We start from the raw sequence: 20,056 nt of genomic DNA on the forward strand, positions 1-20,056 counted from the left end.
CAACGCCGCCGTCGTCCTCGTCACCCACGAAGCACGCGTCGCCGCCTACTCCGACCGCGAGATCGTCGTCCGCGACGGCAAGTCCCGGGACATGGAGCGCGTTGCATGAGTCCTCGTCAGTGGGCCAGGGACCTGGCCGTCGGCGCCCGTTTCGCCGTGACCGGCGGGCGCGAGGGCTGGGTGCGGACGACGCTCACCTCCTTCGGGGTCGGACTCGGTGTGGCACTGCTCCTGTTGTGCACGGCCCTGCCCAACGTGTTCACCGCCCGCGCGAGGGTGGAGAACGCCCGCTTCGACACCGTCTACTCCGACCAGGTGTCGTCGAAGGGCGAGACCACCTTCCTGAGCGCCAACACCGACACCACCTGGCACGACGAGGACGTCCGCGGCCGGCTCCTCGAGCCCGAGGGCACAAAGGCGCCGCTGCCCCCGGGAGTGGAGCGGTTCCCCGGCAAGGGCGAGATGGTGGTCTCCCCCGCCCTGAAGGAGCTGCTGGAGTCGGACTCCGGCGCACTGCTGCGCGAGCGGCTGCCGTACCGGATCACGGGGACGATCGGCGAGAGCGGACTCATCGGATCGCGTGAACTGGCCTACTACGCGGGCGCCTCCGGGCTCGAACCGGCCAACCTGTCACCGGTGCACCGGCTGGCGCGGTACGGAAAGCCGGACGCGGCACCCGAGAAGAACGACCCGGTGCTGCTGCTCATCGTCCTGGTCGTGTTCCTGGTGCTGCTGGCCCCGGTCGCCGTGTTCATCGCCGCCGCCGTCCGCTTCGGCGGCGAGCGCCGCGACCGCCGGCTGGCCGCGCTGCGCCTGGTCGGCTCGGACAGCCGCATGACCCGGCGCATCGCGGCGGGCGAAGCCCTGGCCGGCGCCCTGCTCGGCCTGGTCGTCGGCACCGGCCTGTTCCTCGTGGGCCGCCGTGCGTCGGCCTCGGTCGACGTGCTGGGAGTGAGTGTCTGGCCCAGTTACCTGGGCCCTTCCCCCGTGCTCGCCGCACTGGTCGCGGTGGCGGTGCCGGTCGCCGCGGTGCTCGTCACCCTGCTCGCGATGCGCGGTGTGGTCGTCGAACCGCTCGGCGTCGTGCGCGCAGCCGAGCAGCGCCGCCGGCGGCTGGCGTGGCGGCTGCTGCCGCCGGTCGCGGGCCTCGCGATGCTCTACCCGATGGTCGGCAAGGGCCGCACGAACGGCGACTTCAACGAGTACCTCGTCATCGGCGGCGTCCTGCTGCTGCTGACCGGCATCACCGCGCTGCTCCCCTGGGTCGTGGAGGCAGTCGTCGCCCGTCTCGGACCGGGCCCGCTGTCCTGGCAACTGGCGGCTCGGCGACTCCAGTCGAGCAGCGGGACCGCCGCCCGCATGGTCAACGGCATCGCCGTCGCGGTGGCGGGAGCCATCGCCCTGCAGATGCTCTTCGCGGGTACGCAGAGCCAGTACACCAAGGCCACCGGCCAGGATCCCGGCCGGGTGCAGATGCAGGTCGTGTTCAGCAAGGCCACGCTCCAGTCCGGCGTCGACCACGAGTTCTCCGGCACCAAGGGGGTGCGGGCCGCCGTGGCCCCGGCCCTCGCGCAGTACGGGGACACGCGTCGGGACCCGGCCAACACCGGCGGCATGACCGTGGGCGACTGCACCGCGCTGCGCGAACTCGCCACACTGCCCTCCTGCGAGGACGGCGACGTCTTCGTCACCCGGACCAGGAGCAACTTCACCGACTCCGACAACTCCGCGGAGATCGCGTTGGTGAAGCCCGGCCGGCGGCTCTACGTCGATCCCTCGTTCGGAGACGCCTCGGCACGCGGACGCGAGGTGCCCTGGACCGTCCCGGCGGGCGTGCGGGTGGTGGAGGCGCGCGAGGACTCCCTCAATGACGCCAACAGCCTGCTGGTCACCCCCGCCGCCCTGCCCGCCGCGGCCTCGCCCGCGCTGTACTCGGACGGGCTCTACCTGCGGCTGGACCCCTCGGTCCCCGACGCCCGGGAGTACGTGCGCAACGCCGTGGCCCGGCTCGACCCCCTGGCGCAGACCTTCGGCTGGTCGGCGACCCAGGAGAACGCCAGGTACTCCGCCATCCGCACCGGGCTGTTCGTCGGCGCCGTCTTCGTGCTGGCGCTGATCGGCGCCAGTCTGCTGGTCTCGCAGATGGAACAGCTCCGGGAACGCCGGAAACTGCTCGCCGCCCTGGTCGCCTTCGGCACCCGGCGCCGCACGCTCGGCATGTCGGTGCTGTGGCAGACGGCCCTTCCGGTCGGTCTCGGACTCCTGCTGGCCACCACGGTGGGCATCACCCTCGGCTCGATGCTGCTGAGGATGACCCGCACCCCGGTGGCCCTGGACTGGGGCTCGGTGCTGACGATGACCGGCGTGGGCGGGGCCGTGGTCGGCGTGGTCACCCTGCTCAGCGTGCCGCCGCTGCTGCGCGTGATGCGGCCGGAGGCCCTGCGGACGGAGTAGCCCCTCGGGACGCAGCCGCAGGACGGGAGCGGGCGGGTTCGTCCCGGCGCTCGTGATGGAGGATGACCGGGTGAACGACGAAGGCAAGACACCTGCCCTGCAACCCCTGACGGGTGCCGCCCGCTGCGCGACCGTGGCCCTCGCCCTGGCGGGAGTGGCCTGGGCTGCCAGAGGAGTGTGGCAGATCCGGCTCGCCGTGGCCGGGCAGCCGCTCTCCGGCCCGCCGGACCAGGGCGGCGGGCAGCACCGCCCGCTGACTGCCCTGGAGGACGCCTACCATCTCGTCAGTACGGCGGGGGACGTCACCACGGTGCTCTGCGCGGTGGCCTTCCTGGCCTGGCTGTCGCGGGCCCGTGACAACGCGCGCCTCCTGTCCGGGGGACGGCTGCGCTACTCCACGCCCTGGGTGTACCTCGGCTGGATCGTCCCCGTGGCCAACCTCTGGGTGCCTCACGGGGTCGTGGCCGACGTGCACCGCGCCGGTGCTCCGGACGCCCGCCTGCCCCGCGTGGTCACCATGTGGTGGGTGCTGTGGCTGGTCGGTCTGCTGAGCGGGGTGGGCCTGATGTACGCCGACACGACGGACGAGGTCATCGCGCGCGCCTACACGGGGGTCGCTCCGCTGCTGGTGGCGGACGCCGCGGTCGTCGGCGCCGCGGTGGCCTGCGCTCTCATGGTGCGCGCGCTCACCGGCGCCCAGGAGAAACGGGCGGCTTCCTGAGCCGCGGCAACCAAGCCTTCCGGCCCAGCTCCGGACCCGTGGTTCCGGCACGGTGTCCGCACGCGGTCGCACCCGGCCGCGTGCCGCCCGGCTCGCTCCCCCTACCATCGCACTGCGTTCTTCGGCGGACACCGACACCGGTCCGGCCGCGCCCGCCGCCCGCATGACCAGATGTCCACCGACGGGGGCGACGGGGCCGGCCGACGAGAAGGGGAAGACTCATGCGCGCCCGGAGCATCGGCACGGCGACCGCAGCGGCACTGGCCGTGGTGGCCGCCCGCGACCTCCTCCAGAAGAAGCACGCGCTGCTGCGGAACTTCCCGCTGGTCGGGCACGCCCGGTACCTGCTGGAGACCATCGGGCCGGAGCTGCGGCAGTACATCGTGACGTCCAACGAGGAGGAACGGCCCTTCAGCCGTGACCAGCGCACGTGGATCTACGCGTCGGCGAAGGAGGAGAACAACTACTTCGGATTCGGCACCGACGTCGACGTCGAGCACGTGCAGGGGCGCGCGTACGTGAAGCAGCGCACCTTCGCCCGGAGCCTGCCCGAGTCGCACGGCCGCCCCGACCTGCCCGCCGCCGTGCCGTCCGCCAAGGTGCTGGGCGGACCCCGCGGCCGGGCCAAGGCGTTCCGGCCCGACAGCGTCGTGAACATCTCGGCGATGAGCTTCGGCTCGCTCTCCGGCGCCGCGGTCACGGCCCTCAACAAGGGCGCGGCGCTGGCCGGGACGATGCACAACACGGGCGAGGGCGGGCTGTCCCCGTACCACCGCAACGGTGCCGATCTCGTCCTCCAGATCGGCACGGCGTACTTCGGCTGCCGCAACGAGGACGGCACCTTCGATCTCCGCAAGCTCAAGGAAGTGGTGGCGGGGGCCCCGGTCAGGGCGATAGAGATCAAGCTCTCCCAGGGCGCCAAGCCGGGGCTGGGCGGGATGCTGCCCGGCGCCAAGGTGACGCCGGAGATCGCCGCGATCCGCGGCATCCCCGAGGGCAAGGACTGCGCCTCGCCGTCGCGCCACACCGCGTTCGGCGACGTCGACTCGATGCTGGACTTCGTGGAACTGATCGCCGGCGAGACCGGCTTGCCGGTCGGCATCAAGAGCGCGGTGGGCGAGACGGACTTCTGGCGCGAGTTGGCCACCCTGATGGCGCGGGGCGACCGCGGAGTCGACTTCGTGACCGTCGACGGCGGCGAGGGCGGCACCGGTGCGGCGCCCCTCACCTTCACGGACTCCGTGTCGCTGCCCTTCCGCATGGGCTTCTCCCGGGTCTACGGCACCTTCGCCGAGCAGGGGCTGACCGACGACCTCACGTTCATCGGCTCCGGCAAGCTCGGGCTGCCCGACAACGCGGCGGTCGCCTTCGCCCTCGGCGCCGACATGGTCAACGTGGGGCGGGAGGCGATGCTGTCCATCGGCTGCATCCAGTCGCAGAAGTGCCACACGGACAAGTGCCCCACGGGTGTCGCCACCCAGAACGCGTGGCTGGCCCGCGGCCTCGACCCGGAGTCGAAGGCCACCCGTGCCGCCGTCTACCTGCGTACTCTGCGCAAGGAGTTGACAAAGATCTCGGCGGCCGTGGGCGTGGCCCACCCGGGCCTCATCACGGCCACGGACATCGAGATCCTCAACGGTGACTACGACGCCCGGACCCTGGCCTCGGTCTACGGCTACAAGGACGGCTGGGGCGAACTCGGTCCGCGCCTCGCCGAGGAGATCACCGCGCTGCTGGCGGCCGAGCCGCACACCGCCCCGGACACGCTGAAGGCCTGACCGGCCGTCCCACCGGTGGTGCGGGGGCGTCCACGCGGGCGCCCCCGCACCGGTGACCGCGGGAGCGCGCGCCGTCAGCTGATCCCCGGCCAGCCGTCCGTGTGCGCCTCGTCCTCGGCCGCGGCCGCCTGCGACTCGCCGGCGTCCGCGCCCTGCGCAACGGCTGCCTGCGTGTCGGGGTCCGTCTCCTCGCCCTCCTGTTGCTGAGGCTCGACGCCCTCGGGTTCCGTTGCCTCACTCATCCCGGCCTCCTGTTCGCTGTCACGTCACCGAACCGACGTGCGGGCCCGTCGGCCATGTCGTCGGCCACGTATGAGACTGCTCTCGCCGGGCGGGGACACGCAATGCTTTGAGCGGGGCGCGGCGCACGCGGCCGACAGGGCGTCAGGCCCGGCGGGCGGCCCAGACGGTGCGTTCGGTGCGTACGGCGAGGTCCGTGCGGTTCAGGATGCTGTTCGGCCCGTCCGTGTCCAGGAGTTCGTCGAGTGCGGCGAGGTCCTGGGGGTCGAGCACGGGTGCGGCGACGCCCCGGATGCGCTGCAGGCTGCCGTGGGCGTAGCGGCCGATCGCTTCGCTGCGCCCGCCCTCGATGTCGACGGTGAGGGTGCGCTCGTCCTCGACCGTGAAACCGGCGGCGGTCAGCATCGGCCCCCAGTCGGCGCCGCGGTGCGGCACGTGCTCGGCGTGGAACCCGTCGGTCGCGGCGTGGGCGCGCTCTTCGAGGCCGGGCCGGTTCTCCGGGGCGTCGGCGGGCAGGAAGCGGGGGAAGCCCGCCAGCTCGACGACGGCGAACAGGCCGCCGGGGGCGAGCAGTTCGCGGACGCTGCGCAGGGCGTGGTCGGGGCGGGCCATGTGGTGCATCGAGGCGGAGGCCCACACCAGGCCGGGCGTGCCCAGGTCGGGCCAGCGGTCGGCGTCGAGGTCGGCCCGCACGGTGCGTACGCGCTCCTCGACTCCGCGGGCGCGGGCCTTCTCGCTCAGCCTCCCGAGGTGTGCGGCCGAGTTGTCGACGGCGGTGACCCGCGCGTCGGGGAAGCGTTCGAGGAGCGCGAAGGTGCCCGCGCCGGTGCCGCAGCCAAGGTCGACGATGTGACGCGGCTCGCTGGTGAGCGGCAGCCATGCGGTGATGGAGGCGATGTGCTCGGCGAGCACCTCGGCGTCCAGGTCGAGGATCTCCGCCTGTCCGTGATCGTCGTGCTCGTGGTGGCCGTCGTGCTCGTGGTGGCCGGCGTGCTCGTGGTGGCCGGCGTGGCCGGGGCCGGGGCGGTGCGCGGATTCGCCGTGGTGCGGGGTCTGGTGGTGCGTCGGGGTCATGGCATCACCGTAAGCCGGTCATGCGCCGATCGGGCAACGCCTTGCGTACTGCGCAAACAGATGGCCCGGTTTGCTGCCCGCCGCGCAAGACCGCCCGCCGTCCGACGGGGTTCCGGCGGACTGCGGCCCGCTATCCGATGTACCCCTGGGTGTCCGAGCAGTCGGCTTCCGAGCCGTCGGCGCCGGGGGTCCTCTGGTGACCGCGGCGGGCGTCGCGGTCGAAGATGCCCAGGATCTCGCACGGCCCGCCCTCGGCGCCGATCGCGTGCGGCGTCATGGTGGGGAATTCCGCGGCCTGGTTGGTCTCGACGCGAAAGCGCCGGTGGCCGAGCATGAGGACGGCGGTGCCGGACAGGACCACCAGCCATTCGCGGCCGGGGTGGGCGCGCATGCGCGCCGGGTTGTCGGGCGGTGGGTCGGTCAGCCGCTGACGCATCACGCTCATGCCGGGGTCGCCCTTCACCGGCCAGCGCAGCAGACCGTGCGCGGCGTCGATCATCGGGCTGACGACGACGTCGTCGGCGGCGTTCTCCACGAGCTGGTCCAGGGTGGTGTCCAGGGCGCGGGCGAGGGTGACGAGCTGGTCCAGGGCGAGGCGGCGGCGGCCGTTCTCGATGCGGCTCAGTGAGGACTGGCTGAGGTTGGCGCGGGTGGCCAGCTCCTCCAGCGACCAGCCCTGGGCGACGCGCAGTGCGCGGATCCGCTTGCGTACCAGACTGTCGAGCTGTCCGTCTTCCGGCTCCGCCCCTTCATGCTTCATGGGCAACACTCTATGCCGATGCCGCAAGCACGCGCGTCAGTCCACGTCGGGCGTGTGGTGCGACTCCAGCGCCTGCATGGCGCGCGACGCGTTGAACGGGAGGATCGTGACCGCGATGTGCGGCAGTTGCTCCAGCGCTCTCGACATCTTCTCGCCGGTCCCCCGGTGGAGGAGCTTGCCGAGGGCGTTGGCGTACATCCGCCGGGGCACGAGCACCGTCAGCGACGTGTCCCCGTCCTCGGTGGTGCGTACGGCCAGTTCCCGCATCGCGTGCCGCAGACGGCGGTCGGGACAGGCCACCAGTTCCAGCTCGACCGAGGTCGCGGACGTCGACGCCCAGCGGGCGGACAGGCGGCGCGCGTGGGCCTCGTCGATGGCGAAGTGCACGGCACGGACGCTGTCGGGCCGCAGCTCGTGGGCGTAGCGCAGGGCTTTCAGCGCGGCCAGGTCCAGCGTCTCGACGAGGACGAACACCTGGTGGCGGCGGGTGCGCGGCCGGTCCGCCCCCGCGGGCAACTGCTCCAGGGCGGCGGCCTCGCGCCGGTACTCACGGTTGATCCGGATCAGCGCCCAGACCCCGAGCGGGAAGATCACCACGACCAGCCAGGCGCCTTCCGTGAACTTCGTGACGGCGAAGATCAGCACGACGGCGGCGGAGACGGCCGCCGCGAGTGCGTTCACCGCGATCTTCACCCGGCGCCGCGGCTCACGCCTGCGCAGGTGGTAGGCGGTGAGGCCGCTGCCGGCCATGGTGAAGGCGGTGAAGACGCCGATCGCGTACAGGGCCACCAGTTTGTCGACGCTGGCGCCCGTGACGAGCAGCAGCGCGAGCGAGAGGGCGCAGAGCGTGAGGATGCCGTTGGAGAAGGCCAGCCGGTGTCCGCGCCGGGTGAGCAGCCGGGGCAGGAACCGGTCCTCGGCGACGAAGCTGGCGAGGAACGGGAAGCCGGTGAAGGGGGTGTTGGCGCCGGTGTAGAGGACCAGCGCGGTCGCCAACTGGACGAAGACCAGTCCGGCCGTCCCGACCGTTCCGGTGCCGAAGGCGAGCCTCGCCTCCTGGGCGATGACGGTGGGGGTCCCGTCGGTGTAGGGGACGGCGTGGGTGACGTGGGCGAGGGTGGAGACGCCCAGGACCAGGGCGGCGAGCACACAGCTCATGGTGATCAGGGTCCGCCGGGCGTTGCGGCCCTGCGGTTCGCGGAAGGCGGAGATGCCGTTCGAGATGGCTTCGAGCCCGGTGAGGGACGAGCCGCCGTTGGCGAAGGACCGCAGCACGATGAAGACCGAGGCGCCGTACAGCCAGCCGTCGCCGGGGGTTCCGAGCGGCACGACGCCCGGCGCGTGCAGGTCTGCGTGCGGCAGTCCTCCCGTCACCGCTCGCACCGCCGCGACGAGGAAGACCAGGCCCATCGCGGCCATGAAGAGATAGGCGGGCAGCGCGAAGGTCCGGCCCGCTTCGCGCACTCCGCGCAGGTTTCCGTACCCCAGCAGCACGATCACCGCCACCGACACGGGCAACTGGAGGTGGTCCAGGCCCGTCCAGCCGTGGCCGGCCAGATGGGCGAGGGAGATCAGCGCGTTCGTGCCGGCCGACACCTGGACGGCCACGGTGACGACGTAGTCGACGAGCAGGGCAACGGCGGCGACCTGGGCGACGTTCGGCCCGAAGTTCTCCCGCGCCACCACGTAGGACCCGCCGGCCCGGGTGTAGATCGTCACGACGTCGCTGTAGCAGAGCGTCAGGAGCAGCAGCACCAGCAGGATCGCGCCGGTCACCGGCATGACCATGGTGAAGGCGGCGGCTCCGACGACCGGCACCAGGACGCGGAGCATCTCCTCCGAGCCGTAGGCCGAGGAGCTGATGCAGTCGGACGCGAGCACCCCGAGCGCCGCCGGCTTGCCCAGCTTCTCCTCACTGACGCGCTCGGTCGTGAGCGGCCTGCCGAGGAGCCGCCGCTTGACGCGGTACATCGGCCGTTCGAGAGTCATGCCGCCATCACAGCGGGTGGCCGGTCCGGGGCCGGGCAGGCACCACGGACAGCCACTCGCACGGAGGTGCCGGGCTCCGGCCGGGAGACGGCGGGTGCGCGCGGGCGGCGCGCGGGTCAGGCTCCGGCGACCGTGGTGGTCACCGGTGTGCCGGTCTCGACGGTCCTGCTCACGGTGCACAGACGGTCGTGGGAGGCCTTGACCGCGCGGGGCAGGATCGCGCGGGCGCGTTCGGCTCCCTCGCCGTCGGGGAAGTCCACGGTGAACGCGACCTCGAGATCGGTCAGGCGGTTGCCCAGGTCGTCGCTGACCTTGTCGCCCCTGACCGTCACGGTGAAGCGGGCGGGCTCCGCGTGCCGGGCGGTGGCGATGTCGACGTCCACGGCCGTGCAGCCGCCGATCGCGGCCAGGAACAGCTCGACGGGGGTGAACCCGGTGTCCGGGCCACCGTCCGGGGACGTACCGAAACTGATCGATCCGCCGCGGGTGTTGGTCGCGACGAACCGGCCGCTGCCCGTGCGTTCGACGACCACGGACCGTTCCGTTTGTTCGCTCATGCCGCTCACATTAGCCACATCGGCCGCGGGGAGCGGTCCGCGCCCGCCGGAAGCCGAGGTCCGGATCGACCGCGGCCAGTTCCGCGCTGGCGGCCCACAGGCGCGCGGCGACGGACGGGTCGGCCATGTGCGCGGGGACGGGCTCGCGTCGCGGCCAGCCGCGCAGCCCGAAGACCCTCGGCCCCCAGAGCTGCCCTCCTTGTACACCGGGGTCCATGACGGCACGGACGAGGGGCCACGCCGCGGCGTACTTGCCCTGTACGAGGAGCCCGGCGGGCAGGCCGCGCAGCCGCTCGCCGGGGGTCGCCACGCTGAGCGGCGGGCGGGAGGGGGTGAGGGAGTCCAGGGCGCCGCCGGGGTGGGCCACCACGCTCAGGACCGTGCTGTCGAGGGCGCGCAGCCGGCGGTCGAGTTCGAAACCGAAGCTCATCTGTGCCAGCTTCGACCGGCCGTAGGTGCGCTTGGGGCGGTAGTCCCGCAGCGACTGCAGATCGTCGAGGTCCAGTCGCTCGGACCGCGCCGCGAAGCTCCCCACCGTCACGACGCGGCCCGCCGGCGCCGCCGACAGGAGGGGGGCCAGCCACCGGGTCAGCGCGAAGTGCCCAAGGTGGTTGGTGGCGAACATCAGCTCGTGACCGTCCCCGGTCCGCCGGCGCGGCGGGGCGTCGAGCGCGACGCCCGCGTTGTGGACCACCGCGTCGAGACGGCCGAGGCCCAGCCCGTCCGCGGCGGCCTTCAGGGAGGGCAGGTCGGCGAGGTCCAGGGGCAGGTGCCGTACGCGCGCCCCCGGGACGCGCGAGCGGATCGAGGCCAGGGCGGTCTCGGCCCGGCCGCGGTCACGGCTGCCGATGACGACGAGGGCACCGGTGGCGGCGAGCTGCTCGGCGGCGAAGTAGCCGATCCCGGCGTTTCCCCCGGTGACGAGGAAGTTCTTCTCCTCGGCGGACGGCAGCCGGTGCACGTCCCACGGTCGGCTCTGGGAGGGGGAGGACACGATGACAGGCTCCTTGGCTCTCGGACGGTGTGCTCCTGGAGAGCACCGGCCCGCCCAAGATGACACCGCCTGCCGACAGATCACCGACAGCGCGCACGCACCGCCGACAGGCGACCGACGGCCGGGACCGCGACCGCGGCGAGGAATCGGAGGGTGCCGGACGCATTGACGGCCGTGGGTGCCGGAACTAGGGTCGCGACGATTTCACGAACGGCGTTCGACATGACGAACGCAGCGACAGACGAACCACGGTCCTCCGTCCCCCTGTCCCCGCACGGTGCACGCAAAGGTGGTTCCATGCCCGCTCCCCTCAGCAGACGGCGCATCCTCCAGGCCGCCACGACGACGGCCGCCGCCACCGTCGTCGGCCCTCTCGCCGGCGGCTTGCCCGCCCACGGCGCGGTCCCCGCGCCGGCCCGGCCCGACGTCGGGGGGCCGGCCTTCCCCTTCGACCTCGGCCGGGTCAGGCTGACCGCGAGCAGGTGGCTGGACAACCAGAACCGGACCCTGGCCTATCTGCGGTTCGTCGACGTCGACCGGTTGCTGTACAACTTCCGCGCCAACCACCGCCTGTCCACCGGGGGCGCCGCCGCCACCGGTGGCTGGGAGGCGCCCGACTTCCCCTTCCGCAGCCACGTGCAGGGCCACTTCCTCACCGCGTGGGCGCAGGCGTACGCCGCGACCGGCGACACCGTCTGCCGGGACAAGGCCCTGTACATGGTGGCCGAACTGGCCAAGTGCCAGGCCAACAACGGCGCCGCGGGCTTCGGCGCCGGGTACCTCTGCGGCTATCCCGAGTCGGACTTCGACGCACTGGAGTCCGGGGGGCCGGTCAACGGCAACGTGCCGTACTACACGATCCACAAGACCCTCGCCGGTCTGCTGGAGGTGTGGCGGCTCCTCGGCAGCACCCTGGCCCGCGACGCCCTGCTCGCCCTGGCGGACTGGGTCGACCGGCGCACCGGCCGGCTGAGCACCGCACGGATACAGGCCGTACTGGAGACCGAGTTCGGCGGCATGAACGCCGTCCTGTCCGACCTCGGCCGGCAGACCGGCGACACCCGGTGGCAGGCCGTCGCCCAACGCTTCGACCACGCCGCGGTGTTCGACCCGCTGGCGGCGAACGAGGACCGCCTGGCGGGGCTGCACGCCAACACACAGGTGCCCAAGTGGATCGGGGCCGTGCGGTCGTACAGGGCCACCGGCACGACGCGCTACCGGGACATCGCCGCCAACGCCTGGAACATGTGCGTCGGCACCCACACCTACGCCATCGGCGGCAACAGCCAGGCGGAGCACTTCCGCGCCCCGAACGCCATCGCCGCGTACCTGGCGAACGACACCTGCGAGAGCTGCAACACCGTCAACATGCTCGTCCTCACCCGGGAGTTGTTCATGCTGACGCCGGACCGGGCCGAGCTGTTCGACTTCTACGAGCAGGCGTGGCTCAATCACATGACCGGCCAGCAGAACCCTGCCGACCCGCACGGCCACGTCACCTACTTCACCCCGCTGAGGCCGGGCGGACGGCGCGGCGTGGGCCCGGCGTGGGGCGGCGGCACGTGGAGCACCGACTACACGACGTTCTGGTGCTGCCAGGGCACCGGTCTGGAGATGCACACCCGGCTGATGGACTCCGTCTACTTCCACGACGGCGGCACCACCCTGACCGTGAACCTGTTCGTCCCCTCGGTCCTCACCTGGGCCGCGCGCGGCATCACCGTCACCCAGACCACTTCGTACCCGGTGAGCGACACCACCACCCTCCGCGTCACCGGCGACGCGGGCGGCACCTGGGCGCTGCGCGTACGCATCCCCGGCTGGACCGCCGGTGCCGTCGTCAGCGTCAACGGCGTCGCGCAGGACATCACCACCACGCCCGGGACCTACGCCACCGTGGAGCGTGCCTGGACCTCCGGGGACACCGTCACCGTCCGTCTGCCGATGCGCACCGTCGTACGACCCGCCCCGGACAATCCGAACGTCGGTGCCGTCACCCACGGACCGGTCGTCCTGTCCGGCGACTACGGCGACACCGCGCTGTCCTCCCTGCCCTCCCTGGACGTGGGCTCGGTCAGGCGGACCGGTTCGACCGCGCTCGCCTTCACCGCCACGGCGGACGGAGCCACCGTGAACCTCGGCCCGTTCCACGACGCCCACGGGCACAACTACACCGTCTACTGGAACACCAGTGGCCAGGCCTCCGTCCGTATCGCCAACGCCGCCGGCGGCCTGGTGCTGGGCATCCAGGACATGTCCACGGCCGACGGCGGCCGGGCCCTGCTGTGGACCGACTCCGGAACCGCCGACCACGACTGGGAGCTGGTGCCCGACGCGGGTGGCACGCACCGTCTGCGCAACGTCCACAGCGGGAAGGTGCTGGGCGTGCTCGACATGTCCACGGCCGACGGCGCCGCCGTGCTGCAGTGGACGGACAACGGCACCGCCGACCACCGGTGGACGCTCCAGGAGCTGGGCGACGGCACCTGCACGATCCGCAACGCCCACAGCGGGAAGCTGCTCGCCGTCCGGAACGGCTCCCCCGCCGTCGGCGCCTTCGTCGTCCAGGACGCGGACGACGGCACGGCCGACAACCGCTGGCGCGTCCTGCGCTGAGCCGGACCCCGCGAGGCGTCCGTCCGACCGGCCCGGCGCACTCACCGGGACCCGGCCCGATAGCATGCACACGGCTTCGGGGAAGGGCCTCGCAGCCGTGTGGTTTCCAGTGGGCTGGGGGTCGGTATGGTCGCGGGTCGTGTGGTGCGTTTCGACGCTACGCGGGGTTACGGGTTCATCGCGCCGGAGGACGGGGGCGAGGACATCTTCCTGCACGTGAATGATCTGCTCATCCCCGAGGAGTACGTGCGCTCCGGGCTGGTCGTGGAGTTCGACGTGGAGCGCGGTGAGCGCGGGCTCAAGGCCTCGGGCATCCGGCTCCCCGGGGGTGAGCTGCCCGGGCCCCCGCGGCGCCGGCCGGAGTCCGCGCCCCGGGCCCCGCTGTCCGACGAGAACGGCCAGCCGCTGTGCGACGTGCTGAGTTCCGACGAGTACCGGCGTGACGTGACGGAACTGCTGCTGACCTCGAGTCCGCAGCTCACCGCGGAACAGATCCTCACCATCCGCGGCGCCCTCCTGAAGTTCAGCGAGGGCCACGGCTGGGTCGAGGACTGAGACCGCGTCCGGCCGCCGCGAGCGGCCTCAGCCTCCGTGGACGGTGAGCCGGTAGCCCCCGGGCCCGGTGAAGGTGAACATCGGCCCGAAGGGACTGTCCTGCACCGGGCCGGCGACCTCGACCCCGGCGGCGACGAGCCGTGCGTGCAGCGCGGGGGCGTCACCGGTGCGCAGCCACAGGGCCACGCCCAGGCCGGGGACGGCGTCGCCGCTCAGGTCGGTGCCCGGGAGCGGTTCCCGGACGGCGAAGGGCACCGGGCTGGTGGCGAAGACCACCGCGCCGGGCGGAGACGCGGGGGCGCGGCGCAGGCCGAGGTGTTCCTCGAAGAAGGCCGCGGCGGCAGGCACGTCCGTGACCTGCAGGGCGATGAAGTCGGGACCTTCGACGGCGACGGTGGTCATGGTTTTCCTCCAGGGGGGTATTGAGGCCAGGACTTTGATGTCAGCGCCTTGACGTCAGGGCGTCAGGGCCTCGATCTCCCGATGTCAGGACTTTGACATGGGGGACGATAGGCGGGCGCGCGCTCGCATGTCAAAATGCTGACATGGAGACTCCGACGCCCGTCCCCCCGCCGCACGCCGCCAAGGACGTCACCGAGCACGTGGGGTACCGCCTCAAGCGCGCCTCGGCCGCCCTGCGCAACGCCATGGACAGAGCACTGCGGGAGCACGGGCTGACCGTCCCGCAGTACTCCTGCCTCGAACTCCTCGACGAGCAGCCCGGCCTGTCCAACGCCGACCTCGCCCGGGGCACCTTCGTCACCCGGCAGTCGGCCAACGTCGTCCTGCGCGGACTCAAGGACGCGGGGCTGATCACACGGCCGGAGTCCGCCGAACACGGCCGCGCCCTGCCCGCGCACCTCACGGCGGCCGGCAGGGAACGCCTGCACGCCGCCCGCCGGGCGGTCTACTCGATCGAGGTGCGCATGATCGACGGCGTCCCCGCCGACCGTCTCGCGGCACTGCTGTCCGACCTCGACGCCATGACGGAGGCACTGGACGACCGACCGGACGGCACGCGTTAGCCGATCAGCACGTCCGCGACGATGATCGCCAGGCCGAGCAGCATGTCGAGGGCTCCGGCCCGGCAGGACGCCAGGCGGCCGAGCCCGGCGGCGCGGGCGGCCGTGACGCCCAGGCAGAAGAGGGAGACGGTGTTCAGCCCCAGGGCCGTGTCGACGGCCGTCTCCTCCGCCCACCATCCGGCCGCGGCGGCGAGCACCAGCACCACGGTCGGCAGCGCGGCGGCGACCAGCGGCCACTCGTCGAGCACGGCGCGCACCCTGCCGGGCCGGGCCGCGCCGTCGGCGGCGGCACGCCCGGCGATGACGTGGGCGTACCCGTGGGCCACGCCGGACACCAGCGCGGTGAGCAGGACCCACAGCGCGTCCGGACCGGGGTTGGCCTTCTCGCCCGGCACGTCCAGCGCGGCCACCAGGGCGCTCGCCAGCACCAGGCCGTAGATGCCCTTGAAAAGCCACTGCTCGGGCCGGCTCCGGAGGAGACCCCCGGGTGCCGGGCTCCCTGCGGGGGCCGCACCGGCGTGTGCGTTCATCCGGGCGAGCCGGTCGGCCCCGTACCGCCGATGACCCCGATCGTCATGCCGCGCCTCTCTTCCTCCGGGAGCCGGGTGGTTCAGTCACCACTGTGTCGGCGCCCGGGGAGGACGGCGCTCTGGGCGCCCCGAAGGGATGAGTGGCCTCAGGCCGCGCAGTCCGGGCAGACGCCCCGGTACGTGACCTCGACCTCGGAGACGGTGAATCCGAAGGACCGGGACGCCGGGAGGTCCGCGAGGGGGTCGCCCGTCGGCCTCACGTCCCGCATCGCGCCGCAGCGTGTGCAGAGCAGGTGGTGGTGGGGACGGTGCGCGTTCGGGTCGTAGCGCTTGGCGCGGTCGTCGGTCGCGACCTCGAGGACCTCGCCCCGGTGGACCAGTTCGCGCAGTGTGTTGTACACCGTCGCCCGGGAGATCTCGGGCAGTCGTTCCGCGGCGCGGGCGTGCACCTCGTCGGCGGTGAGGTGCACGTGGTCCCCGTCGAGGACCTCGGCGACGACGCGGCGCTGGGCGGTCAGCCGCCAGCCGCGTTCGCGAAGCCTCTCCAGGAGATCACTCATGGGCAGCACCCTAGCAGGGAACGGCACCAACTCAAGAGCGGATATCGCTCTGGATGGCGCCTTGCCTTAGAACCAGTCCAAGGTAGGGTGGGTCCATGAACGCGCGGGTCAGCTTGCCCCGGACCGCCGGCCGGCCGGGACCGTCAGGCCTTGAGCGTCATGCGAAGAACCACTCCGAGGAGCAAGCCTTGCCTGAGAACAACCAGAAGCCGCTGACCACGGTTGCCGGTGCGCCGGTTCCCGACAACCAGAACTCCCTGACGTCGGGTCCGCGTGGGCCGATGCTGCTGCAGGACGTCTGGTTCCTGGAGAAGCTCGCCCACTTCGACCGCGAGGTCATTCCGGAGCGCCGGATGCACGCCAAGGGCTCGGGCGCCTTCGGCACCTTCACGGTGACCCACGACATCACGCGCTACACGAGCGCGAAGATCTTCTCCGAGGTCGGCAAGAAGACCGAGCTGTTCGCCCGGTTCTCCACGGTCGCCGGTGAGCGCGGCGCCGCCGACGCCGAGCGCGACATCCGCGGTTTCGCGGTGAAGTTCTACACCGAGGAGGGCAACTGGGACCTCGTCGGCAACAACACCCCCGTCTTCTTCTTCCGTGACCCGCTGAAGTTCCCGGACCTCAACCACGCGGTGAAGCGCGACCCGCGCACCAACCTGCGCAACGCCGAGAACAACTGGGACTTCTGGACCAACCTCCCCGAGGCCCTGCACCAGGTCACGATCGTGATGTCCGACCGCGGCATCCCGGCCTCGTACCGGCACATGCACGGGTTCGGCTCGCACACCTACAGCTTCGTCAACGCCGAGGGCGAGCGGTTCTGGGTCAAGTTCCACCACCGCACCCAGCAGGGCATCAAGAACCTCACCGACGCCGAGGCCGAGGCCCTGGTCGGCAAGGACCGCGAGTCGCACCAGCGCGACCTCTTCGACGCGATCGAGAACGGCGACTTCCCGAAGTGGAAGCTGTTCGTGCAGATCATGCCGGAGGCCGACGCGGAGAACTACCGCTTCCACCCCTTCGACCTCACCAAGGTCTGGTCGAAGAAGGACTACCCGCTGATCGAGGTCGGCGAGTGGGAGCTGAACCGCAACCCCGACAACTACTTCGCGGACGTCGAGCAGGCCGCGTTCAGCCCGGCCAACGTGGTCCCGGGCATCGGTTTCTCCCCCGACCGGATGCTGCAGGGCCGCCTCTTCTCCTACGGCGACGCCCAGCGCTACCGCCTCGGCGTCAACCACCACCAGATCCCGGTCAACGCCCCGAAGAGCCCGGTGAACTCCTACCACCGCGACGGCGCCATGCGCGTCGACGGCAACCAGGGAGCCACCCCGGGCATCGAGCCCAACTCCTACGGGCGCTGGCAGGAGCAGCCCGCCTACCGCGAGCCCGCGCTGGCCGTGGGTGCCGTCGCCGACCGGTTCAACTACCGCGAGGACGACGACAACTACTTCGAGCAGCCCGGCAACCTGTTCCGGCAGATGACGCCGGAGCAGCAGCAGGTTCTCTTCGAGAACACGGCGCGCGCGATCAACGGCGCCTCGGAGCAGACCGTCGAGCGGCACATCGCCAACTGCACCAAGGCCGACCCGGCCTACGGCGAAGGCGTCCGCAAGGCGATCGAGGCCCTGGCCGCCGGCAACCTCTGACCGTCCGGTCGCGAAGACGCGCGGTACGCGGCACCGCACCGGCGCGGGCACCTCAGGGGTGCCCGCGCCGGTGCGGGCACCTCAGGGGTGCCCGCGCCGGTGCGGGCCGTACCGCCACGGAGACTTCATGAACACGCACAACAGCGGTGGACTGACGCCCGAGCAGACCGAGCGCGTCGTGGCCATCGCCATGGACCTGGCCCGGGAGGGCGACACCGGGCAACTGGTGGAGTTCGTCACGCACGGTCTGCCGGTGGACGTACGCGACCCGGCGGGCAACACCCTTCTGATGCTCGCCGCCTACCACGGTCACGCCGGTACCGTCCGGGCCCTGGTGCAGCACGGCGCCGACCCCGACCTGCGCAACGACAGGGACCAGTCCCCCATCGCCGGCGCCCTGTTCAAGGGTGCCGACGACGTGGTGGCCGTACTGCGGGAGGCCGGCGCCGACCTGGACTCCGGCACGCCCACCGCCCGTGCCGCCGCCTCCATGTTCGGCCGGGACCACCTGCTCGCGGGCTGACCCGAAGCGCTGCGGGGGCCGGGCGCCCGGCTTCGGGCGCCCGGCCCCCGCGCGGCGTGAGGCCGCCGTTGGCTCGATCCGGCGGTGCGCGCACGCGCCACAAGCGTGAATCGGGCGCCGAAACCGCTACTGCAGAAATCACGGTGGCGCAAACACATCTGTGGGATTTCACCGGTTCATTGATCAACTCCCAAAGCTTGACCATGAATTGCACACATCCCCTCTACACGGTGGCCCCGATGGTCTAGATTGACCGTGCTTCGGCTGTTCAGGCACGGGGCGACCTATAACGATCTTTAGGTCGGGGGCAGGGGGGTCTGCTGATACCACGGTGAGTTGTGCACTTTTCTGTGACACGGCCAGTACGTCGTCGTGCGCGGGCAGGCGGGGGCCGCCCGTGGGGAGGAACGGCGCGGCGCGGGAGGCGGGGGCCTCCCGAGGGGGAGGAACAGTGCTAGGCGAACACGTCGAACCACTGGGGACCTGGGGGGTTCTGTGCGGCAAGGGGGATTGGTCAGCGCGTTTCCGTCGGCCCGCGGCCAACTGGCGGAGGGGCCCGTCGGCCGGCCGGCGATCGAGTGGGAGCAGCGGTACCGCCGTACCGTGATGACCAGTGACACCGTGACGACGGCCGTCGTGGTGGCGGGCATAGGCAATTTCTTCGGCGTCCGGGACGCGGCCAACTGGCACGAGAAGTGGGGAATTCTCGCGTTCGGCACCGAACTGCTGGTACTGGGGTCGCTCGCGGTCAGCCGGTCGTGGTCCCCGGCGGTACTCGGTCAGGGCGCCGAGGAATTCCGTCGGCTCGGACGCTCGCTTTTCATGGCGACCGTCGTACTGGCGCTCGGTGGAATCGCCCTGACCTCGCGCAACATCAAATTGTGGATCTTCGTCGCCGTTCCCGCGATCGCGATCGTCACCATGGTCGCGCGGTATGTGCTGCGGCTGTGGCTGCACCGTCAGCGCAAGGAGGGACGGTGCCTGAGACCGGTGCTCGCCGCGGGCAGCCCGGCCACCGTGCGCGACCTGATCACCCGCACCCGGCGCTTCCCCCACCTCGGCTGGCGCGTGGACGCGGTGTGCACGACGGACGGTCCGGGGCTGGACGGCGCCGGCCAACTGGACGGCGTGCCGGTCGTCGGCCCGCTGTCGGACGTCGCCGACCACGTCCGCCGCGACGGCTACCGGGTCGTCGCCATCACTCCGGACCCACACTGGACACCGCACCGGCTGCAGCGGCTGGCCTGGAACCTGGAGGGCAGCGACGCCGAGATGGTGGTGGCCCCGGTACTGATGGAGGTGGCCGGTCCCCGGCTGCACGTCGACGCGGTGCTCGGGATACCGCTGCTGCGGGTCAGCATGCCGGCCTTCACCGGCGGCCGCCGGGCGGTCAAGGCGGTCGTCGACCGGCTGGGCGCGGCGGTCCTGCTGACGCTGTTCGCGCCGCTGATGGTGTTCGTCGCCCTGCTCGTCCTGGTGGACAGCCGGGGCGGCGTCTTCTACCGGCAGCGCAGGGTGGGCAAGGACGGCCGGGAGTTCACCATCGTCAAGTTCCGCACCATGGTCGCCGGGGCCGACCGGGCGCGGGCCGCGCTGGCCGACCGCAACGAGGGCGCGGGCCTGCTGTTCAAGCTGCGCCGGGACCCGCGGGTGACGCGGGTGGGCACGGTGCTGCGCCGGTACTCGATCGACGAACTGCCGCAGCTCTTCAACGTGCTCACCGGCTCGATGTCGCTCGTCGGTCCGCGCCCGCCGCTGCCGGAGGAGTCCGCGGCGTACGGCCCGGACATCCGAAGACGGCTGCTGGTCAAGCCCGGGCTCACCGGCCTGTGGCAGATCAGCGGGCGCAGCGACCTGCCGTGGGAGGAGGCGGTCCGGCTGGACCTTCGGTACGTGGAGGACTGGTCGCTCGCCCTGGACACGGTGATCTTGTGGAAGACGCTCCGTGCGGTCGTGCACGGGCAGGGGGCCTACTGATGCGCGGTGGTCGTCGGACCGGCGCGCGGACCGCAGGCCGTCAGGGCCTGC

The 20,056-nt window shown here is 72.0% G+C and carries 18 protein-coding genes and 1 pseudogene; 10 read left to right on the forward strand and 9 right to left on the reverse strand.

Features of this window, described 5'->3' with window-relative positions:
- The 4 genes and pseudogenes from IG88_RS42515 to IG88_RS0111665 form a co-directional block, all read left to right on the forward strand.
- Nucleotides 1-109, forward strand: a pseudogene (locus IG88_RS42515) (ABC transporter ATP-binding protein); the annotation flags it as partial.
- Nucleotides 106-2,454, forward strand: a complete 2,349-nt coding sequence (locus tag IG88_RS0111655) for an ABC transporter permease (RefSeq protein ID WP_031038568.1) — start codon at nucleotides 106-108, stop codon at nucleotides 2,452-2,454. The pseudogene IG88_RS42515 and the gene IG88_RS0111655, both read left to right, overlap by 4 nt.
- 70 nt (nucleotides 2,455-2,524) lie before the next feature.
- Nucleotides 2,525-3,175, forward strand: coding sequence for a DUF4328 domain-containing protein (locus IG88_RS0111660; RefSeq protein ID WP_037835799.1), 651 nt, complete (start codon nucleotides 2,525-2,527; stop codon nucleotides 3,173-3,175).
- A 221-nt stretch (nucleotides 3,176-3,396) separates the two neighbouring features.
- The gene (locus IG88_RS0111665) at nucleotides 3,397-4,953 is read left to right on the forward strand and encodes an FMN-binding glutamate synthase family protein (RefSeq protein WP_037835774.1); all 1,557 of its coding nucleotides are present in this window, start codon (nucleotides 3,397-3,399) and stop codon (nucleotides 4,951-4,953) included.
- A gap of 74 nt (nucleotides 4,954-5,027) precedes the next feature.
- Here IG88_RS0111665 and IG88_RS43335 read toward each other — a convergent pair whose 3' ends face one another.
- The 6 genes from IG88_RS43335 to IG88_RS0111695 form a co-directional block, all read right to left on the reverse strand.
- A complete protein-coding gene (locus IG88_RS43335; protein ID WP_158853903.1) occupies nucleotides 5,028-5,195 on the reverse strand; it encodes a hypothetical protein in 168 nt (55 codons plus the stop codon).
- A gap of 142 nt (nucleotides 5,196-5,337) precedes the next feature.
- Entirely contained in the window at nucleotides 5,338-6,267 is a 930-nt protein-coding gene (locus IG88_RS0111675; RefSeq protein ID WP_031038576.1) for a class I SAM-dependent methyltransferase, read from the reverse strand.
- 130 nt (nucleotides 6,268-6,397) lie between these two features.
- Nucleotides 6,398-7,027 carry an XRE family transcriptional regulator gene (locus IG88_RS0111680; protein WP_031038578.1) on the reverse strand — a complete coding sequence of 210 codons (630 nt, stop codon included), beginning with the start codon at nucleotides 7,025-7,027 and terminating at the stop codon, nucleotides 6,398-6,400.
- Between the two features lie 36 nt (nucleotides 7,028-7,063).
- Complete coding sequence (locus tag IG88_RS0111685; protein WP_031038580.1) at nucleotides 7,064-9,016, reverse strand: APC family permease; 1,953 nt, start codon at nucleotides 9,014-9,016, stop codon at nucleotides 7,064-7,066.
- Nucleotides 9,017-9,132: 116 nt separating this feature from the next.
- Nucleotides 9,133-9,573, reverse strand: a complete 441-nt coding sequence (locus IG88_RS0111690) for an OsmC family protein (RefSeq protein WP_031038583.1) — start codon at nucleotides 9,571-9,573, stop codon at nucleotides 9,133-9,135.
- A gap of 10 nt (nucleotides 9,574-9,583) precedes the next feature.
- Nucleotides 9,584-10,567, reverse strand: coding sequence for an SDR family NAD(P)-dependent oxidoreductase (locus IG88_RS0111695; protein ID WP_051851877.1), 984 nt, complete (start codon nucleotides 10,565-10,567; stop codon nucleotides 9,584-9,586).
- Nucleotides 10,568-10,864: 297 nt separating this feature from the next.
- Between IG88_RS0111695 and IG88_RS0111700 the strand changes: the two genes are divergently transcribed.
- Nucleotides 10,865-13,183 carry a beta-L-arabinofuranosidase domain-containing protein gene (locus IG88_RS0111700; protein WP_031038591.1) on the forward strand — a complete coding sequence of 773 codons (2,319 nt, stop codon included), beginning with the start codon at nucleotides 10,865-10,867 and terminating at the stop codon, nucleotides 13,181-13,183.
- Nucleotides 13,184-13,309: 126 nt separating this feature from the next.
- Nucleotides 13,310-13,738, forward strand: coding sequence for a cold-shock protein (locus tag IG88_RS0111705; protein WP_031038594.1), 429 nt, complete (start codon nucleotides 13,310-13,312; stop codon nucleotides 13,736-13,738).
- Nucleotides 13,739-13,765: 27 nt separating this feature from the next.
- Here IG88_RS0111705 and IG88_RS0111710 read toward each other — a convergent pair whose 3' ends face one another.
- A complete protein-coding gene (locus IG88_RS0111710) occupies nucleotides 13,766-14,140 on the reverse strand; it encodes a VOC family protein (RefSeq protein WP_031038597.1) in 375 nt (124 codons plus the stop codon).
- 143 nt (nucleotides 14,141-14,283) lie between these two features.
- On the opposite strand from IG88_RS0111710, the gene IG88_RS0111715 reads away from it, so the two are divergent.
- A complete protein-coding gene (locus IG88_RS0111715; protein ID WP_031038599.1) occupies nucleotides 14,284-14,763 on the forward strand; it encodes a MarR family winged helix-turn-helix transcriptional regulator in 480 nt (159 codons plus the stop codon).
- Here IG88_RS0111715 and IG88_RS0111720 read toward each other — a convergent pair.
- Both IG88_RS0111720 and IG88_RS0111725 read right to left on the reverse strand, forming a co-directional pair.
- Complete coding sequence (locus IG88_RS0111720) at nucleotides 14,760-15,293, reverse strand: hypothetical protein (protein WP_031038602.1); 534 nt, start codon at nucleotides 15,291-15,293, stop codon at nucleotides 14,760-14,762. The two genes, IG88_RS0111715 and IG88_RS0111720, sit on opposite strands and share 4 nt — an antisense overlap.
- A gap of 146 nt (nucleotides 15,294-15,439) precedes the next feature.
- Entirely contained in the window at nucleotides 15,440-15,853 is a 414-nt protein-coding gene (locus IG88_RS0111725) for a Fur family transcriptional regulator (protein ID WP_031038605.1), read from the reverse strand.
- A gap of 188 nt (nucleotides 15,854-16,041) precedes the next feature.
- On the opposite strand from IG88_RS0111725, the gene IG88_RS0111730 reads away from it, so the two are divergent.
- From IG88_RS0111730 to IG88_RS0111740, 3 genes are all read left to right on the forward strand, one after another.
- The gene (locus IG88_RS0111730) at nucleotides 16,042-17,505 is read left to right on the forward strand and encodes a catalase (protein ID WP_031038607.1); all 1,464 of its coding nucleotides are present in this window, start codon (nucleotides 16,042-16,044) and stop codon (nucleotides 17,503-17,505) included.
- 127 nt (nucleotides 17,506-17,632) lie between these two features.
- Nucleotides 17,633-18,028, forward strand: coding sequence for an ankyrin repeat domain-containing protein (locus IG88_RS0111735; RefSeq protein ID WP_030401213.1), 396 nt, complete (start codon nucleotides 17,633-17,635; stop codon nucleotides 18,026-18,028).
- 495 nt (nucleotides 18,029-18,523) lie between these two features.
- A complete protein-coding gene (locus IG88_RS0111740; protein WP_031038611.1) occupies nucleotides 18,524-20,005 on the forward strand; it encodes a sugar transferase in 1,482 nt (493 codons plus the stop codon).
- Nucleotides 20,006-20,056 lie beyond the last annotated feature (51 nt).

The sequence above is a fragment of the Streptomyces sp. NRRL F-5650 genome (assembly GCF_000721365.1).
In the GTDB taxonomy this organism is placed as follows: Bacteria; Actinomycetota; Actinomycetes; order Streptomycetales; family Streptomycetaceae; genus Streptomyces; species Streptomyces ardesiacus.

Coding starts and splice junctions, on each gene's coding strand:
- IG88_RS0111680 (WP_031038578.1), bottom strand. CDS start 7,027: ATGAAGCATGAAGGGGCGGAGCCGGAAGACGGACAGCTCGACAGTCTG.
- IG88_RS0111700 (WP_031038591.1), top strand. CDS start 10,865: ATGCCCGCTCCCCTCAGCAGACGGCGCATCCTCCAGGCCGCCACGACG.
- IG88_RS0111685 (WP_031038580.1), bottom strand. CDS start 9,016: ATGACTCTCGAACGGCCGATGTACCGCGTCAAGCGGCGGCTCCTCGGC.
- IG88_RS0111720 (WP_031038602.1), bottom strand. CDS start 15,293: ATGAACGCACACGCCGGTGCGGCCCCCGCAGGGAGCCCGGCACCCGGG.
- IG88_RS0111705 (WP_031038594.1), top strand. CDS start 13,310: ATGGTCGCGGGTCGTGTGGTGCGTTTCGACGCTACGCGGGGTTACGGG.
- IG88_RS0111725 (WP_031038605.1), bottom strand. CDS start 15,853: ATGAGTGATCTCCTGGAGAGGCTTCGCGAACGCGGCTGGCGGCTGACC.
- IG88_RS0111690 (WP_031038583.1), bottom strand. CDS start 9,573: ATGAGCGAACAAACGGAACGGTCCGTGGTCGTCGAACGCACGGGCAGC.
- IG88_RS0111715 (WP_031038599.1), top strand. CDS start 14,284: ATGGAGACTCCGACGCCCGTCCCCCCGCCGCACGCCGCCAAGGACGTC.
- IG88_RS0111735 (WP_030401213.1), top strand. CDS start 17,633: ATGAACACGCACAACAGCGGTGGACTGACGCCCGAGCAGACCGAGCGC.
- IG88_RS43335 (WP_158853903.1), bottom strand. CDS start 5,195: ATGAGTGAGGCAACGGAACCCGAGGGCGTCGAGCCTCAGCAACAGGAG.
- IG88_RS0111665 (WP_037835774.1), top strand. CDS start 3,397: ATGCGCGCCCGGAGCATCGGCACGGCGACCGCAGCGGCACTGGCCGTG.
- IG88_RS0111675 (WP_031038576.1), bottom strand. CDS start 6,267: ATGACCCCGACGCACCACCAGACCCCGCACCACGGCGAATCCGCGCAC.
- IG88_RS0111655 (WP_031038568.1), top strand. CDS start 106: ATGAGTCCTCGTCAGTGGGCCAGGGACCTGGCCGTCGGCGCCCGTTTC.
- IG88_RS0111710 (WP_031038597.1), bottom strand. CDS start 14,140: ATGACCACCGTCGCCGTCGAAGGTCCCGACTTCATCGCCCTGCAGGTC.